The sequence below is a fragment of the Ardenticatenales bacterium genome, assembly GCA_020634515.1.
In the GTDB taxonomy this organism is placed as follows: domain Bacteria; phylum Chloroflexota; class Anaerolineae; order Promineifilales; family Promineifilaceae; genus JAGVTM01.
Window position 1 is genome coordinate 168,942 of record JACKBL010000002.1, and the last position, 16,702, is coordinate 185,643.

13 protein-coding genes are annotated in these 16,702 nt (G+C 61.7%); 4 read left to right on the forward strand and 9 right to left on the reverse strand.

Annotation, left to right across the window (positions count from 1 at the left end; genetic code table 11):
• Positions 1-162: 162 nt before the first annotated feature.
• From H6650_05315 to H6650_05340, 6 genes are all read right to left on the reverse strand, one after another.
• Positions 163-1,125 (reverse strand): carbohydrate kinase family protein, encoded by a 963-nt coding sequence (locus H6650_05315; GenBank protein MCB8951414.1) that lies wholly within the window; start codon positions 1,123-1,125, stop codon positions 163-165.
• A gap of 225 nt (positions 1,126-1,350) precedes the next feature.
• Positions 1,351-2,094: a glycosyltransferase family 2 protein gene (locus tag H6650_05320; protein MCB8951415.1), complete on the reverse strand. Its 744-nt coding sequence runs from the start codon at positions 2,092-2,094 to the stop codon at positions 1,351-1,353.
• 6 nt (positions 2,095-2,100) lie between these two features.
• The gene (rfbH, locus tag H6650_05325) at positions 2,101-3,429 is read right to left on the reverse strand and encodes a lipopolysaccharide biosynthesis protein RfbH (protein MCB8951416.1); all 1,329 of its coding nucleotides are present in this window, start codon (positions 3,427-3,429) and stop codon (positions 2,101-2,103) included.
• Positions 3,430-4,022: 593 nt separating this feature from the next.
• Positions 4,023-5,279: a LysM peptidoglycan-binding domain-containing protein gene (locus tag H6650_05330; protein ID MCB8951417.1), complete on the reverse strand. Its 1,257-nt coding sequence runs from the start codon at positions 5,277-5,279 to the stop codon at positions 4,023-4,025.
• Positions 5,266-7,602, reverse strand: coding sequence for a hypothetical protein (locus H6650_05335; GenBank protein MCB8951418.1), 2,337 nt, complete (start codon positions 7,600-7,602; stop codon positions 5,266-5,268). The genes H6650_05330 and H6650_05335 overlap by 14 nt, the downstream gene beginning before the upstream one ends.
• Positions 7,603-7,743: 141 nt before the next feature.
• Entirely contained in the window at positions 7,744-9,987 is a 2,244-nt protein-coding gene (locus H6650_05340; GenBank protein ID MCB8951419.1) for a lamin tail domain-containing protein, read from the reverse strand.
• 714 nt (positions 9,988-10,701) lie between these two features.
• Here H6650_05340 and H6650_05345 point away from each other — a divergent pair.
• The 3 genes from H6650_05345 (at position 10,702) to H6650_05355 (ending at position 12,370) form a co-directional block, all read left to right on the forward strand.
• Entirely contained in the window at positions 10,702-11,127 is a 426-nt protein-coding gene (locus tag H6650_05345) for a PPOX class F420-dependent oxidoreductase (protein ID MCB8951420.1), read from the forward strand.
• 82 nt (positions 11,128-11,209) lie between these two features.
• Positions 11,210-11,611, forward strand: coding sequence for a nuclear transport factor 2 family protein (locus tag H6650_05350; protein ID MCB8951421.1), 402 nt, complete (start codon positions 11,210-11,212; stop codon positions 11,609-11,611).
• Positions 11,612-12,010: 399 nt separating this feature from the next.
• Positions 12,011-12,370, forward strand: coding sequence for a VOC family protein (locus H6650_05355; protein MCB8951422.1), 360 nt, complete (start codon positions 12,011-12,013; stop codon positions 12,368-12,370).
• A gap of 99 nt (positions 12,371-12,469) precedes the next feature.
• Here H6650_05355 and H6650_05360 read toward each other — a convergent pair whose 3' ends face one another.
• Positions 12,470-13,318, reverse strand: coding sequence for a phosphodiester glycosidase family protein (locus H6650_05360; protein MCB8951423.1), 849 nt, complete (start codon positions 13,316-13,318; stop codon positions 12,470-12,472).
• Positions 13,319-13,340: 22 nt separating this feature from the next.
• Complete coding sequence (locus H6650_05365; protein ID MCB8951424.1) at positions 13,341-14,006, reverse strand: DUF2344 domain-containing protein; 666 nt, start codon at positions 14,004-14,006, stop codon at positions 13,341-13,343.
• A gap of 242 nt (positions 14,007-14,248) precedes the next feature.
• Here H6650_05365 and H6650_05370 point away from each other — a divergent pair, with 242 nt between their 5' ends.
• Positions 14,249-15,811, forward strand: coding sequence for a LysM peptidoglycan-binding domain-containing protein (locus H6650_05370; GenBank protein ID MCB8951425.1), 1,563 nt, complete (start codon positions 14,249-14,251; stop codon positions 15,809-15,811).
• 22 nt (positions 15,812-15,833) lie between these two features.
• Here H6650_05370 and H6650_05375 read toward each other — a convergent pair whose 3' ends face one another.
• Positions 15,834-16,691: an enoyl-CoA hydratase/isomerase family protein gene (locus H6650_05375; protein ID MCB8951426.1), complete on the reverse strand. Its 858-nt coding sequence runs from the start codon at positions 16,689-16,691 to the stop codon at positions 15,834-15,836.
• Between the last annotated feature and the right edge of the window lie 11 nt (positions 16,692-16,702).

The window sequence follows — 16,702 nt, forward strand, 5'->3', positions numbered from 1 at the left end:
CTTCGAGAATATCTTTGTAGGTCTGTAGGACGAGTCTCTAACTCGTCCACGTTTTCAAAAAACGACGCGGATGGATGCGGAAAAACCCGGATAAAAAAAGAATCTGCGTCATCTACGTCATCTGTGATACCCTTTTCACCCTACGTAATCTGTGATCCCGTCTCATCCATCCCGCAACAGCGTGTCCAGCGCGCCGTCATCATCAAAATGCTGCCGGTAACGGGAAACAAACTCCGCCACGGTGAAGCGATGGCTTTGCGTGCCGAAATTCTCCAGGACATAGGTAGCCGCCAGCGCGCCCATGCGCCCGCTGACCGCCCACGGCAGCCCCATTTGCATTCCGCGTATCAGCCCGCCGCGAAAAGCATCCCCCGCGCCCGTCGGCTCCGTCACGCCCAGCGGCGGCACGGGGGGGATGTGGTACGTTTCGCCATTGACGTAGATAGTCGAGCCTTGCTTCCCATGCGTGATCAGCAATCCGCCCGCCAAAGCCATGATGTCGTCCTGTTTCAGGCCCGTCTTTTCCTGAATCAGATTGAACTCATACTCATTGGTCGTCAACAGGCGGCAGCCCGTGACGCCCTCGCGCAAATCATCCGCGGAGAGGCGCACGGTTTGCTGACTGGGGTCGTAGATGTAGTCAATCCCCAACCGCTTGCACTCCCGCACATAGCTGCTCATGGCCGCGGGGTCGTTGGGAGAGATGATGGCCAGGTCCGCGTCCGGCGCATACTGGGCAAACGTCAATTTGTTGGCGTGGGCCATCGCGCCTGTATAGAAACTGGCGATCTGGTTTTGATTCTCGTCCGTGCTGACGAAGAAAGACGCGCAGTATTCATCCTCAATTTCCACAATGCCGGACGTGTCCACGCCATGTTTTTCCAGCCAGGTGCGATATTCGCCGAAATCCTGCCCGGCTGTAGCCATCACTGTGGGACGGCCATGTAGCAATCCCATCGTGTACCCGATGTTGGGGGCGTTGCCCCCACGTTGCCGCTTCATGGAGTCCACGAGGAAGCTGAGGTTGACGTTGTGGAGATGGTCGGGCAGCAAGTGGTCGGTGAACTTGCCCGGAAAGAACATCAGGTAATCGTAGGCGATGGAGCCTGTTACAACGATTTTCATGGCGATATTTTCAAAACCCTTTGGTCCGCGGCCCAACCGACGGCGGCGCAGCGCAGCGCGCCGGGGGGATGCGCGGATTGTTCGTGCGTTTCGTAGCGAAGTGGCGGCTCTGATTCAGGCGTGATGCCGGCATCAAATAAACGTGCGGACCGTGATGGAAAAGATTGCTGCCGGTATTGTAAGGCTTTCAGCGGAGAAGGCCAACAAAAGACATCATGCTGATACTCAATTGGCCCGCGCGGAACGGTTGATCTGCGAATCGCGCTGGCGCACGGGCGAAAGACCCAGGCGGTCGCGCAGCATGATCAGGATGGACTTCAGGCCGTCACGGGCCTTGATCTTCTTTCCTTCCTCGTAGGTCCGGGGGTCGTAGCCGATTGGTATTTCCAGAATCTTGTGGCCGGAGAGCAGGATTTTGTCCGGCAGTTCCGTATCCAGGTCAAAACCGGTGCAGGTGAGGTGAAGCGCTTGTACCACGTCGGCGCGCACCATCTTGGTGGCCGTGAGCAAGTCGGTGACGTGGCCGCGAAAGAGCAGATTGTTGAGCGTGGAGAGAAAGCGCACGCCCAGGTAGGCGTGGGCGTATTTGTAGCGCGCGTGTCCGCCGAGGATGCGCGAGCCAAAGATGGCGGCGGCGTTTGTCTCCGCCGCAAGCTGGCAGAAGCGGCTGTGTTCGGCGGGGTCGTATTCGGCGTCGGCGTCCTGGATGAGCATGTAGTCGCCCGTCATGTTGGCAATGCCGGAGCGGATAGACATACCCTTGCCCATGTTGTATTCGTGGAAAATGAGGCGGATTTCCGGGTCCTGGAGCTGCCGCAGGATGTCGCGGGTTCCATCGGTGGAGGCGTTGTCCACGACGATGATCTCGCGCTCCCAACCTGGCCCGAGATCGACGGCCTGTGTTTTGGCAATAACGTCGCCAATGGTGGCGCGTTCGTTGTAGCAGCAAATGATGACGGATAGTTTCATGAGGGTTCAGGGGCGTTTTTTCTGTTGACGGAAGAAGGCGGCGAAGGTGTCGATGATGTAGTCGAGTTGGGGCAGGTCCAGGCCGGGGTAGACGCCGACGAAGAAGGCCCCGCGCATGATCTTGTCCGCGCCGGAGAGGTCGCCGATGGCGCGGTGGTTGATGTGTTGGTAGGCGGGTTGCTTGAGGATGTTGCCGGCAAAAATCAACCGCGTTTCTATCTGATGAGATTCCAAAAACCGGGTTAGTTCGTGACGCAAGAAGGGGGCGTCATCCCGCACCCAGAGGGGGAAGGCAAACCAGGAGGGGTCCGCCTTTTCGTGCCAGGTGGGCAGCATCAGGTACGCTTCAAACTGGCGTAAGCCGGCGTACAGGTAGGCGAAATTGCGTTTGCGGGCGGCGATGAATGCCGGCAATTTCTCCAATTGCGCCAACCCCAGTGCTGCTTGCGGGTCTGTCAGCTTCAGGTTGTAGCCGATTTCCGTATAAAAATACTTGTGGTCGTAGAAACCGGGAATCCCCGGCACTTCACGCTCAAAGCGCGTGCCGCACTTGCCGTTGGGGGGGCTGTCGTAGCCGCAGTAGCAATCCCGCCCCCAGTCGCGCACGGCGCGGGCGATTTTCGCCAGGCGGGGGCGATTGGTGTACACCGCGCCCCCTTCGCCCATGGTGATGTGGTGCGCCGGGTAGAAGCTGAGGGTGGCCAGGTGGCCGAATTTGCCCACCATTTTGCCATCCCAGGTGGAGCCGAGGGCGTCGCAGGTGTCCTCTACGAAGAGGAGACGATGCTTTTTCACGAACGCGGAGACGACGTCCATGTCCGCCGGGTTGCCCAGGGTGTGGGCGAAAATGAGGGCGCGCGTGCGTGGGGAGAGGGCGGCCTCGAGCTGGCTCAGGTCGGGGTTGTAGTCGCCGAGCTGGCTATCGATGAAGACGGGCACGAGTTGGTTTTGCAGGATGGGATTGACGGTGGTGGGGAAGCTGGTTGCCGGCACAATCACCTCATCCCCAGGCCGCAAACCCTCCGGAATTTGCGGCGAGCAAAGCGTGGTCATGGCTACCAGGTTCGCCGAGGAGCCGGAATTGACCGGCACGACCTCGCGCGCGCCCAGGAACCGCCCCAGTTCGCGCTCAAACCGCCGCGCATAGGGGCCGGCGGTGAGCCAGAAATCCAGCACGGAACTGACCATATTTTGCAGCTCGCGCTCATCAAACACGCGCCCCGCATAATGGACGCGGCTTTCTCCGGGGACAAACGCCGCGCCCGCGTGCGCCTTCTGGTAGTATTCGGCAACCTGCGCCAGGATGGCCTGGCGCAGGTCTTCAACCTCGTTCATGTTTTCTCCAATTCACCTCATCACGCTCTTGCTGCTTACAAGGGTGATGCGTTCAAGCAAATCAGGGTGATCATGGGCGTTTACGGCTGTAACCGTCCATTCATTGAAATTCCTTGTGACTATACAGGTCGTCTGCCCAGATTGGACCAATTTGCTCTGGTTAAATCCTGTTATGTCTACAAAATTGGTCCAATCTCTCGGAGACGTGAATCGTTACAATTCCTTTTGGTTCTCCAGGAATCTGCGGGGAGTGGAGGCTTTCGCCGTAATGTGTGCGCGAGAACCGGCTAAAGCCTTCACGCCAAATCCCTATGTGGGGCAGGCCCCGCGAAATCCAAAAGAGCCGCAGTCGTTGGGTGCCAGGATCGGGTAAGTCTAAGATACCCGTATCTCGAAATCGCTTGAAGTATTTTAGATGAACCTTTGCTACCTTCATATCACTTGCTGGGAGTTGGTTTCAACAAATCACAAAACGATGGGAAATCTGCTGGCACACGGTTGTTGTCGCACTTTGTTCTAGTATAGCACGGAGAATATGCCGGCACACATGACCAACAAAGTCACGGAAATGGCGTATGCCGGGCGAGGGGGAGTTATGGCGTGGGCGTGGGGGGGGGGGGCGGGGTGCTGCTGGGGGCGGTTGTCGGCGTGGCGGATGGTGGCGGCGGCGGCGGCGTGGCCGTGGCGGATGGCGGTGGCGCGGGTGTGTCCGTGGGTGGCGGCGTGGGAGCGGGCGTATCACTGGGCGCGGGGGTATAGGTGGCGGTGGGCGCGGTGGTGGCGGTGGCCGGGGGGTGGCCGTGGCGGTGGGCGGCGTCCATTTTCACCAGAGAAAATGGGGCCAATCTGGCATAGCAATTACAAGTCGGGGGGGGGTGGTGGGGCGGGGGGGGGGTGGGGGTGGGGGTGGCGGTTGGGGGCGGCGGTGTGCGAGTGGCGGTAGGCGCGCCGGTGGCTGTCGCGCTGGGCGCGGGCGTGTGCGTGGTGGTGGGGACGGGCGTGGCGGTGCGTGTTGGCGGAACGGGCGTGGCGCTGGGGGTGAGTGTGACCAGCGGCGGCCGGGTGGCGGTGGATGTGGGGGGGCGCGTGGGCTGAATGGTGGGGGGCGGCGTTGGGGTGCGGGTGGGCGCGGTTGTGGGCGTGCGGGTGGGCGGGACGGGTGTGGGGGGGACGGGTGTGGGGGGAATGGGGGATGCCGGCATTGGCGGCAAAAATAGCCCCCGGTTCGCCTGAATCGTCACGCTGCTGAGGCAGTTCGCCCGCATTATTTCGTACACCGTGGTGCCCCGGCTCAGCGCCAGCGAGAACAGCGTATCGCCCGGCTGCACCACGTAAGTCACCCAGGACAGTGGTGGACCACAGGGCGGGCGCGCGGGTGGCACGGGGGGCAAATAAAGCACGGCCCCCGCGAAAATCTGGCTGTTTTCCAGGCAGTTGGCGTGCTGGATTTCGCTGATGGTGGCCCCGGAGCGGACGGACAAGGTAAACAGGCTGTCGCCGCTGACGATGTGATACGCCTGCCAGCCGGTGGGGATGAGGCCACATGCCGGCATGATCGGTACAGCGGTGGAAGTGGGCGTGGATGCCGGCATCAGGGTTGTGCCGGGCGTCGCCAACGGCATCGGGCGCGGCGTGGATGTGGCCGTGGGCAGGGCCAGCGTCGGGCGCGGCGTTGGGGAGGGGAGATTGGCAACCGCCGGCGGGGAAGGGGGAACAATCAACCGCGCCTGCCGCTCGTCCATTCGCGCCAGCGACAGAGACATGACCAGGGCTAGAACGACGCCAACCAGCAGCAAAATGCCGCCGCGCCCACCCGTCATCTCCGCCGGGATCCCTTCACCGCGCGCCATCGCCATTCACCCCGATTGTGGGCGGGGCCAGGATCGGCAGCAGCACCGTAAACGTGCTGCCTTCGCCCATTTCACTGTCTACCCAGACGCGCCCCCCCTGCGCCAGTACCAGGTTGCGCACCGTGAACAGACCGACGCCCGTCTCCCCCAGTCCGGCAATCAGCGGATCATCCGCGGACAGGTGCGGGCGGAAGACGTGCGCGCGATCTTGCGGTGGAATACCCTTGCCGGTGTCCGCGACGGAGAGGTGCAGGAAACCCAGCAATTGTACTTCGCTGGGGGCGGCGCGCTGCAGGCGATGCACCTGGGCGCGCAGGCGCACGGCGCCGCCGCTGACGGAGGCGCGGCACGCATTCTCCAGCAGATACGCCACCACTCGATAAAGTTGCTCCCGCTCCAGGTTGACGGGTGGCAGTTCCGGGTGCAGGTCGAGATAGAGCCGCAGCGATTTTTGCCGAATCTGTCCGGTTATGGCGTCGATGGCCTCGGTGATGGCCTGGGTCGGGCTGGCGGGCGCGATCAGTTGGCGGCGCGGTGCGTTCGGTTCGGCGGTGTGGATGATTTGTTGCAAGAGCAGCCCCATGCGCTCGCTACTTCCCTTGATGCGGCGCAAGAAATCTCGCTGCACATCGTTCAGTCCCCCGATAGTCTCCGATAGCAGTAGTTCCGTGTAGCCGGCGATGACCATCATGGGGGACCGCAGTTCTTGCGCCAGGGCCACGACGGCGGCGTTCACATGTGCCTCATTCTTGTCGGCCAGTTCTTCCTGCAACCGCTGGATGCGGCTTTGCGCCTCTTCCAATTCGGCGGAGTAACGTGTGACGGTGCGCATCACCCATTCCGGGCTAAGTTTCACCTGCGCCGCCGCCAGGGAGACGGCTTCTTCCGCTTCCGCCAGGGCGGCGCGCAGGGCTTCGGTCTCCGCTTCCAGGGCTTCGACGCGGGCGCCGGCCGCGACAGGGGGCGCGTCTATATGGCGTTCCAATTCTGCGAGGCGGGGCCTGATTTGCGCCAATTCCTGGCGCGCTTCGTCTCTTTCCTGGCGTAAGATCGTGATTTCGCGCTCTCCCAGGAGACTTGCTGACCGGGCCAGCAAGGAACCCAGATAGGTTGCCGCCGCTGCCAGGAGGTCCAGATCGGCGGCGGACGAGGAGGGGGCGCCGGCGGCGGCGGCGACGAGGATGATCCCCGGCGTTTGCTCACCGGCCGGCAGCGGCAGCATGTGCAGGATGCCGCTGCCGGAGATGCCCAGTTCCTGGTAGAGGTGGAATAGTTGGCGAGCGCCCCGCCCGTCGGGGGAAAGGGTGGCGCTTTGTTGGTGCGTCATGACCTGGCTGAGGGCAGGCCAGTCCGCCAGTTTTAGCCACCAGGTGTGCGCCTGCTCGTTGTTGCTGATGCCGTGTAGCACGAGGTGGTGGGCGATTTCGTGGCTGGGCGTGGCGACGGCGACGAAGGGGGCGGCGGTGATTTGCGCGATCATCCGCGCGGCGGCGATGAACAGGTCGTCCGGCTGGTGGGCAGCGAGGGGGGGGGTGGTCAGGCGCAGGGCGGCGGCTAACTGCGTGGCGGGGGGGCGGTTGACCATTTGCGCTTGCAGCAGGCGACGCAGGTTGGCGCGGTAGGTGAAGGCCGCCAGCAGGGGCAGCGCGATGAGCTGGCCGAGGCGAATCCAGTAGGGGATTTCGTTGGCGGCGGGGAAGGATTCGGGGTAGTTCCACAGGTGGGCGACGTGGCCGAGGGTGAGCGTGCCCAGGATGATGAGGCGCAGCCAGGTGTCGGGGGGCGCGGCGCGCCAGATGAGGAACTGGGCGACGAGGAGGGGGGTGAGTTGGAGGATTCCCCAGAAGAAGGTTTGTGGGGAGGCGTTGTAGGGGAGGGGGAGGTTGCCCTGGCGGGCGAGGTTGTACCAGGCGCCGGTGAAGAAGATGGTGGTGATGGCGAGGAGGAGGAGGTAGATGCCGGCACTGGCATCCAGCAAACGAGGCGCGCGTTGTGGGGGAGGGGTGAGTGCCCAGCAGAGGGCGAGGATGGTGAGGGCGTTGAGGGACTGTTCGAGCGGGGGCAGCAGGGTGTTCAGGGTGGTGGCGGAATCGGGCGAGGTGGTGGCGAAAATGCCGGCAGCCAGAACCATCCCCAGCCGCGCCAGCAGCAAAACCCCCGCCGCCCATGCCAACCGCCGCACCTCCTCATTGCCCCGCGCCTGCCGTGCTTCTCCCCAGGCCAGCGCCAGCGTTGTCTGCAGAGCAAACAGTGTTACCAGGTGGAAGACGAGGCTGCCTGGGGATGCGCTTAATAATTGAGCCAACTGCTGTGAAATGGACACGCCGCTTACACCTGGCTGCCCGGACGAGAACCCCGGGTCAACATAAGGAAAAACCTAAACTATAGGATAGCACAAACCGGCGCGGCATGGGAACAGGCACGCTGTGAAGCGTTCGTGAAGAAGTCACCTTCCTGGAAGCTATCAGCTTCCAGGAAGATCCGGCTGTCTGCGCAGGCTGAGCAGAGAAATCAGCCCCAGGACCATGACGGCGGCGGTGAGCCAACTGGGGCGGCTTGCGTGCGGGCGCGTGGCGGCTTGCTGCAAAGTGATCGCCAGCGGTGAGCAGGCGTCATTGTCAAAGGCCACGGCATAGTATTCCATGATCGTGTCCGTGTCGTTGCCGCTGGTATCGCTGCCCGGTTCGTTTCCGCCGTCGGTGGGATCGTCGCCCACGTAGCTGTTATCGCTGTCGCCGTAGCCATCGTTGCAGCCCGGCTCGTCCACGCTCACGCCGGCGGCAATGTTGACGGGATCGCTCGTGCCACAGGCGTAGTCGGCGTCGTCGGGGTAGTCGCCAATCTGCTCGAAGTAGAGGGAGTTGCCCGTGCCGGGGCCGCTGTCATACACGTCATAGCCGTCGGCGTCGTGCGTGGTGTAAATGGCGAAATTCCAAACTATCCCGCTGGGGCGACCGCCTAACAGGGACCAGGGAAGTTTGAATTCCAGTTCGCAGTCGCCAAAATCGCCGGCCCAATCCGTGCCGTAGACGAGGTTGGTGGCGTTCCAGGTTCCGGGCGTGTCCAGCAGGGCGGCGTAGTCGTTGCCGCTCTGGATGCGCTCCACGGCGACGATATATTCCGGGTTCCAGCCGGCAAAATCGACGTTCTTGTTCCAGGGGGCGTTGGCTTCGTAGACGTTTTCCCCGGTGGCGTTGTCGGTGTCGATGGCCATGAACAGGTCAACGAGGTCGTTGCCGCCGTTGTTGTCCGCCCAGATGCCGCAGACGCCGGTGATGCCGGCATACAGATACGTATCGTCGGCGGTGAGCAGGAACTGCCGCACGTCGGCCTGGCCACCGAGGTTGGTTTCGTTCCAGGAGCCGTTGAATGTCCAGAAAGTGCCGGCAGCGGACTCACCCAAAAAGTCAGAATTTACGTCGCCGGCATCCGCGGGAGCAGGGAAAGCGTGCGCCGCCTCTGAAATCTGGAAGGTCGAACCGGGAGCCGTACTCATATCCCAACCGGCGTCTCCATTCAGGTCGCCATCCAACACCGGCACGTCGCCGCCCGGGTCGCAGGCCAGCGCCATGCCTGAAGGCGGTTCGTTGGATCCGCCGATGGAGTTGGGGCCGCGGGTGCTGCCCATGTACCCGGTGTTGCCGCCAAATGTGCCGGACGATCCGGAGGCTTCCCAACTGGCGCAATCGGCACTGGGCAATCCGGGGATCAGGCTGAGGCTGATGCCCTGGGTGGCGGTGGGATTCGGGCTGCATCCGCCTGTCCAGCCAAACGCGCCGGGGATTGTGTCGTTGCCGCCTTCCCACTGCACCACGTCCACGGGCGTATCTATGCCGTCGTCGTATCCCTGCCCGCCGCCGAGGTTTACGTACAGGAGAATTTCGTCGCCGCCATCGTTCCAGACGGTGTTGCCGGCATTTAACCAACCCACGAAAGCCTGGCTGCCGCCGGCGGGCGGCAAGGGCGGGCGCACGCCATCCTCGAAGAGGAAGTCGGCGGAATAGTTCACGGGATTCTGGCGCGTTTGGGAAGGTCTGCCTGTGTAAAGGACCAGGTATTCGCCGCCGTAGAGGCGCATATTGGGCAAATCGAAGCTGTTGTTGTCCAGGTCGTCAACGGCGAAGTTGTCCAGACTGACGCAACTGTTGCCGTCAGCATTGGTATTGACCAGTTCGATCCATTCACTGTTTGCCACGCGCACGCCGCTGCCCGGCTGGTCGTAGAGGACTTCGTTAATTTTGATGTCGTCAGGGGAACCGGCGCAGGCGTTGTCTACGGCGTAGCTCCAATTGAAGCCGGTGTAGTTGCCGGCACCGGCGGGGGGGATGCAGTCGTTGGCGGTGAAGAGTTGGTAGGTGACGGTTGTGCCGGCATTTTGCGCCGGAATGCTACAATGCCAGTTCCCCTGCCCGCTGGACAGGGCCGAAGAATAAGCGCACGTCAGGCGAAAAAAATTACTGAAATCGGGCGTATATTCCAGACACACATTTTCGCCGAGGCCCGTATCGCTGCGCGCATAAACAGTTACGGATTGCGTCGCATCCGGCTGACGGCTGGAGGGGCTGCCCAATCCCTGCCCTAACCAGGAAACATACGTCACCTCTGGCGCGTCGCCCGCGGCGCGCGCGCTGCCGCCGGGCGCGGTGAGCCATATTAAAACAACCGCGGCCAGCAGGCAGGAAAGTGAGAACAGACGGAAACGATGCATATTCATTCTCCTTCGTGACTATTCAGACTTCGGGGTACATGGTCCAACAAACCTTCCGGAAGCTCCATATCAGGCCAAATGTGTCTTGTTATTCGCGTCATTGAGTGCCAGGATTGGTTCATTCTGGGAGAATGGCCCAATCTAAAAAGGGGGAGTTATTCTTAGACGGTCATTTAGTACGACAACGGAAAATTGACATAAAGGGTGTATTCACATCTTCCTGGAAGGTCTTTTCCGGTCAAAACGCTGCATTTAGGAAGCGATTTTGGAAACGGGATCAATCTTCCTGGAAGATCTTTCCCGAAATCTCGTTGTTGGGTAGAGCTATTGTACTTGGAGACTTGATTTGCTCCACCAGATTCCCATTGGCATGACCATTATACCGTTAGATGTTTCTATTTCCTATGTAACTTTTTCCTAACGGCTAAGCCAGATTGGACCAATTCTTATTGGTGGTGAGCGGGGAGGGGCGGACGTGGGGAAATGCCGGCATTCATTGACAGCTCCGCCCCGTTTCGGTATCCTCCTATCAAGCCACATAACGACTATCCCACTTTCAGGATTGCCGAAGAAGTTCCCCTTGCGTGGGGCGTCCTGCTCGATTCGGCTCAGGCCGAAGCCACCAGGGATGAAAACTAGGAACTTTCAAATTCCGAAAAAGCCTTACCCACCGTCTTCCGAGTGCATCCGTGTTCCATTTTGCTGGAGAAAACGATGAAAAAAATGACCTCTGCCGATTGTATGCGATTTTTGCGCCAGGGCGCGCGCACGGGCAAGCTGGCGACGGTGCGCGCCGATGGACGGCCACATGTCGTGCCCGTCTGGTATGACGTAGATGGGGAGGAGATTGTCTTTATGACCTGGCACAAGAGCGTGAAGGCCGCCAACATGCGCCGTGACCCGCGCATCTGCCTTTGCGTGGACGAAGAAACGCCGCCGTTCAGTTTCGTCCAGGTCGAAGGGGAGGTTGTGATCGATGAAGCCCCCGCCGACGTCCGCTATTGGGCGGCGCGCATTGGCGGTAAGTATATGGGGGCGGACCAGGCGGAAGCGTATGGCGCGCGCAACGGCGTGCCGGGGGAGTGGGTGGTGCGGCTGAGACCGTCGAGATTCGTCGGCTTTCTGGATATGACGGGTTGAGTCATGGCGCTTCCGGGAAGCCGCGCAACTTCCCGGAAGCCGCATATCCAGCATATGATTCTTTTGAGGGGAGAAATGCGAGATGAACATGACGCGGGCTGATGACGTACGAACAATCCTGCGGGCTATTAACCAGGCCTGGCGGGAAGGACGCGCCGCGGATGCCGGGCGTTATTTGCACGATGACGTGGTGATGGTGATGCCGGATTTTGCCGGCAGAATCCGGGGGCGGGCGGCTATGGTCGCATCCTGGCAGGATTTCCTGGCGCAAGCCACCCTTGAGGATTTTGCCGAGTCCGAGTACCAGGTAGACGTTGTCGGGACGGCGGCGCTCGCCTCCTATGCGTTCCAGATTCGCTATGTCATGGAAGGGCAACGCTACCAGGGGCGTGGGCGAGAGGTGTGGGGATTCTCGTTGCAGAATGGGCAATGGACGGCCGTGTGGCGACTCATGACCGATATGCACGAGGAAGAGATGCCATGAAAGTTGAAAAATCTGGAGATTGGACCCAATTCACGCGCTCAAAGGCCAATTTCACCAGAGAACATTGGTCCAATCCAGTTGGGTGCGCGGAACTTTTGTTGATGACCCATAAGCCCATTGCCTCTCACAGAAATACGGGGAACACAAGTTGTTTCCGCCCGAGTCGAGGGCGTCGCCTGGCGCTGCGCGCCTGGCGCGGAACAGTATTCGCCCCACAAAAATGGTGGTGTCCACAAAAACCCCGCGCACCCCAATCCAGTTTAGTAGTTACAAATACAGAACAAATGTGCTATAATTTATGGTGTTGATTATGACCGGCAGACTTTCAAAAACCCCAATCTGATCGTCATAAGGCTATCAGTACGCTCAAATCCTATCACAACCCAAGAGGAGAAAAACATGCCTGACCACCAATTTGTACACATCGAATTGTCTTCACGCGATTTGCATGAATCCGCAAAATTCTATCAGGCGTTGTTCGGGTGGAATACGCAGGAATACCCGGAGATGAACTATGTCACGTTCGATACCGGCGGGCTGGGCGGCGGGTTCAATCCCATCAGCGACGGCGTCCCTGCCGGTTCCGTCGTGATCTATGTGTCAACGAACGACATCGACGCTTCGCTGGCGCAGGTGGAGGCGTTGGGTGGCAGCATCGTAGCCCCCAAGATGCCCGTGCCCGGCGTCGGCGTTATTGCCTGGTTCAAAGATTTAAGTGGGAACCTGCTGGCCCTGTTGCAGCCGGCGGACGAGATGTAGCGTACACAGCATTCTCTCTCGCGGCGCCATGCCTGGCGGAGAACCGAAGGTGAAGGACGCCGCGCCCGCCGGGTGCGGCGTTCTGTTTTCGGGCGGTGGTCAGCGGGGATAGACGAGGATCACCGTGGGGACGGCCACCATCGCGCCCACGCCTTCCGCCGGGTCGGCCAGCAGCAGGCCCGTGGATGTGCCGCCATCCAGGTTGAGGGCGCGATCCAGGTCCAGGTCGCCGCGCAGCAAGTATTCGCTGAGGCCATGTAGCGTGAAGCTGCCCCAGCCGGCGGCCAGCAGCAACAGCCGTCCTTGCCGATCCTGGGCGATGACGCCGCGGCGCGAGGGGCGGCCATCTTCGTCCGGGTAGCCGGGTTGTCCGCCCGGCTTGATGAGCATGGGGAAGGATTGGAGGGCGGCGCGCAGGGGTTCGGCGGGGTCGTAGGGCTGCTCTGCCAGCCAGCGTAATTCGGGGCCGTGGGGGGGGATGGCGAACATGCCGGCAAAATCCCCATAACTGACCCCGCTCGCCTCCCCATCCACCACAATCAGCCCCGTAGCCATAAACTCCGGCGTAAAATATCCCCCATTCATCACCACCAACGCCCCCGTCTCCGCCTGCCAGTCCGACAGCGTTTGTGGCTCCCCCGCATGGTAGGCAATATCGAAACGAAACCGCGCCGGCTCCAGGCGCAGCAGATAAAGCTGCTCGTAAGGGTGTCCATCGTCGGTAAGGAGAAAAATGATGCGCCGTTCCAATCCGGGTTGCAAGGCTTCCCAGCCGGTGTCCGGCAGCAGTGGCGGCGGCGTCGGCGTGGCCGGTGGCGGTGGCGGCGAGGGCGTGGCGGCGGGCGTCGGCGTAGGCGGAAGGGGCGTTTGCCCGCTGCACCCTATCAGCAGCAGCAGCGTTAGGAGAATACCCCAGGCGTATCGGGAAACAAAGCAGTGACGCCGCATGTTGTTATCCGTTTACATCCGGTCAAGAAGCGGGAATGGACAATGGCTCCAGTGTGATGCGCGTGCGATGCACGCGAATCGTCTGTGGGTCCAGTTCCAGCGCCTGGGCTACCTCATCGGGGCGACCGGTCTGCGAAGGTTGCAGCGCCAGGCGCATTTCCAATCGGGGCGACCCATCCGCTGCCGGCATCACTTCCAATTCATAAATGAGCGGGCGCAGGTCGTATTCCTTCTCCCGTCGTTCGCGTGGCAGCGTGGCTGCCGCCAGCAGCGCCGCCACGCGCCGGCGCAGTTCGGTGTCGTCAACGGATTGCAGCAGCGTTACCTCGTAGGTCGCATCCAGGGTGCGCGTTTGCAGCGGCGGCTCAGAAATCGGCACTTCCACGACCTCTTGAACGAGGATGCCTGGAGCCATGCGGGCGACGAGTTGCACCTGGGCGGCGGCGGGGTCCACGGCTTCTTGCAGCCAGATGTCCACCATCTCGCAGTCGCTGGTAAAGCCCAGCGGCAGGGCCGTGGCTAACTGCATTCGGGGGCGCTTGTTGAAGCCCTGGGTGTAGGCGATGGGCAGGCGGGCGCGGTTGAAGGCGCGTTCTAGCGTGCGCGCCAGGTCGAGGTGGCCGATGTAGCGCGTCGGCCCGACTTTGCTGAAACGGATGCGGAGGCGTTGGACGTAGTTTGCTTGCATGGTGGGCAGTTGTGATAGGCGACGGCACACCGGTTGGGATGGCCGTTGGGTGGTCGTTGAATGGCGCTTGTTCCCGCCAAGATTGGTTCATTCTCCAAGAATGAACCAATCTCTCCAAGATTGTAGCGTTTGCCCGTAGCCCGCGCCACCGTCAACCATCAATCGCCAACTGTGAACGACCAATGCCATGACTACCATCCAGTTGTCGCTCGTTATACAATTCGGCCATGTTTAAGAGGAAAATGACAACGTTTATTGTGGTTTGTAGCCTGGGACTGGCCCTGATTGTGGGTGGCTGCGCGCCGCCCGCCACGGAGACGCCGCCCGTTACGGTGGTGCTGTTGGCGCAGATTCCCACGCCGCCGATCACGCCCGCGGGCGCGCAGTCGCCGCCGCTGCCGTTGACGGCGACCATTGTGCCGACGCCGACGCCGGTTCCGCTGCGGCTGCCGACGTATGAGGGCGTTCCCACACCAGACCCGCCGCGCGTGGTAAATGCCGGCACGGGCGGGGAACTGACCACACACGAAGTCACCGTTGGCGAGACCCTGGGGTACATCGCCGCCGCCTATGGGACCACCGTGGAAGCCTTGATGGATCTGAACGGACTGGGCGAGGCGGACTTGCTGTACGTGGGACAGGCGCTGCAAGTGCCGGGCGCGCCGGCGATCATCGCTCCCAATACCAAGCTCATCCCGGACAGCGAACTCGTGTACGGACCGGGCGCGCGCGACTTTAGCCTCGTGGGCACGCTGACGCGCTTTAATGGCTTTCTGCCCTATTACAGTGAGGACGTGGAAGGGGAGTTGCTCACCGGACCGAAGATCGTGCAGTTGGTGGCGGACCGTTTTCGCGTGAATCCGCGGCTGCTGCTGGCGGTGCTGGAGTATCGCTCTGGTTGGGTGACGCAGCGGACAGTCACCCAGCCGCAGACGCCGATGGGCTATGGGAAGGCGGGGTATGAGGGGCTGTATCGCCAGTTGTCGTGGGCGGCAAATTTGCTCAACTGGGGGTACTATGGCACGCAGGAGGGGGGATTGCACAGTTTTACGCTGGCGGATGGGACGCGGGTGGGTTTTGCGGGGGATGTGAATGCCGGCACAATCGGCGTGCAACTCCTCTTTGGCTCAGGGGATACGGCTACCTACGAAAGCTGGTTGCGCGACATCGGTCCGCAAGGCTTCTTCAGCGTCTACCAGCGACTATTTGGCAATCCATTCGCCTACACCGTCGATCCATTGTGGCCGCCGGACCTGGCGCAGCCCGCGCTGCGGCTGCCGTGGGCGGCGGGGGAGACGTGGTATTTCACCGGCGGGCCGCACGGAGGCTGGGCTTCCGGTTCCGCCTGGGCGGCGCTGGATTTTGTGCCCACGAGCGAGCAGTTGGGCTGCTACCCGTCGGATGCCTGGGTGCGGGCGATGGCGGATGGCGTGGTGGCGCGTGCGGACAAGGGGGCGGTGGTGTTGGACCTGGATGGAGATGGGTATGTGGGAACCGGCTGGGCGATTCATTATATGCATGTGGAGAGCCGGGAGCGGGTGAATGCCGGCATTTTCGTCCACGCCGGCGATCCCCTGGGCCATCCCTCTTGCGAAGGCGGCTTCTCCAACGGAACCCACGTCCACATCGCCCGCACCTACAATGGCCGCTGGGTCTCTGCCGACGGCCCGATCCCCTTTGACCTGGGCGGCTGGTCGTCGCGCGGGCTGGGGCGCGAATACGATGGCCTGCTCACGCGCGGCGACGACGTGCGCGAAGCCTGCGAATGCCGCGAATCCACGAATGCGATCACGGCGGAACCGTGAGATGGTGATCAGTGGGTAGTGGTCAGTGGGTAGTGGATGGCGTGGAGTCGTCCGTTTTCCGTTTCCCGTTTTCCGTTGATTGTTGCTTGTTGGAAGGAAACGCCGCCTTCCGCTTTTCCCGCAGCCCGGCCACGCCCGCGGCCATGTCCACCGAGAAGAAACCCAGCATTTCCAGCGCCAGCGAATGGTCGAAAATCGGTCCTGCCTGCAACAGCCACTGGTTTAGTGCCCGCTTGGTGAATTTGATCGCGTGGCGCGGCCCTGTCGCCAGGTCCATCGCCACCGCCATTGCCTTTTCCAGCAGGTCCGCGTCGGGCACGCACAGGCTTACCAACCCCATCCGCTCCGCCGCTTCCCCGCTGACAAAATCGCTCGTCATCAGGTAATATTTGGACTTAGCCATGCCGCACAGCAGCGGCCAGATGATGGCGGCATGGTCGCCGGCGGCCACGCCCATGCGCACGTGCCCATCCGCCAGGCGTGCGCTGGCGGCGGCAATGCTGATGTCGGCCAGCAGCGCCACCACCAGTCCCGCGCCCACCGCCGCGCCATTGATGGCGGAGATGATCGGTTTCTGGCAGTGGAGCATGTTGTAAACCAGGTCGCGCGCTTCATCCAGGATGCGCGTGATCTCCTCGTAATTTTGATACGCATTCTCCACCAGTTTCAGGTCGCCGCCGGCGGAAAAAGCGCGCCCCGCGCCCGTGATCACGGCCACGGTAACTTCCGGGTCGGCGTCAATGGTGTGCCAGAGGGCGACCAGCTCCGTGTGCAGGCGGGCGTCGGCGGCGTTGAGGACTTCGGGCCGGTTGAGCGTGATCCAGAGGATGCCGTGTTCGCGTTTTTCAAATAGAATGTGCTCGTATTCGTGGTAATTCATAATTTGCTCCG

Excerpts from the sequence above, each read along its gene's own strand:
- H6650_05350 (MCB8951421.1), top strand. The coding sequence starts at position 11,210 with ATGAACATGACGCGGGCTGATGACGTACGAACAATCCTGCGGGCTATT.
- H6650_05320 (MCB8951415.1), bottom strand. The coding sequence starts at position 2,094 with ATGAAACTATCCGTCATCATTTGCTGCTACAACGAACGCGCCACCATT.
- H6650_05315 (MCB8951414.1), bottom strand. The coding sequence starts at position 1,125 with ATGAAAATCGTTGTAACAGGCTCCATCGCCTACGATTACCTGATGTTC.
- H6650_05360 (MCB8951423.1), bottom strand. The coding sequence starts at position 13,318 with ATGCGGCGTCACTGCTTTGTTTCCCGATACGCCTGGGGTATTCTCCTA.
- rfbH (MCB8951416.1), bottom strand. The coding sequence starts at position 3,429 with ATGAACGAGGTTGAAGACCTGCGCCAGGCCATCCTGGCGCAGGTTGCC.
- H6650_05330 (MCB8951417.1), bottom strand. The coding sequence starts at position 5,279 with ATGGCGCGCGGTGAAGGGATCCCGGCGGAGATGACGGGTGGGCGCGGC.
- H6650_05370 (MCB8951425.1), top strand. The coding sequence starts at position 14,249 with ATGACAACGTTTATTGTGGTTTGTAGCCTGGGACTGGCCCTGATTGTG.
- H6650_05365 (MCB8951424.1), bottom strand. The coding sequence starts at position 14,006 with ATGCAAGCAAACTACGTCCAACGCCTCCGCATCCGTTTCAGCAAAGTC.
- H6650_05340 (MCB8951419.1), bottom strand. The coding sequence starts at position 9,987 with ATGCATCGTTTCCGTCTGTTCTCACTTTCCTGCCTGCTGGCCGCGGTT.
- H6650_05355 (MCB8951422.1), top strand. The coding sequence starts at position 12,011 with ATGCCTGACCACCAATTTGTACACATCGAATTGTCTTCACGCGATTTG.
- H6650_05345 (MCB8951420.1), top strand. The coding sequence starts at position 10,702 with ATGAAAAAAATGACCTCTGCCGATTGTATGCGATTTTTGCGCCAGGGC.
- H6650_05375 (MCB8951426.1), bottom strand. The coding sequence starts at position 16,691 with ATGAATTACCACGAATACGAGCACATTCTATTTGAAAAACGCGAACAC.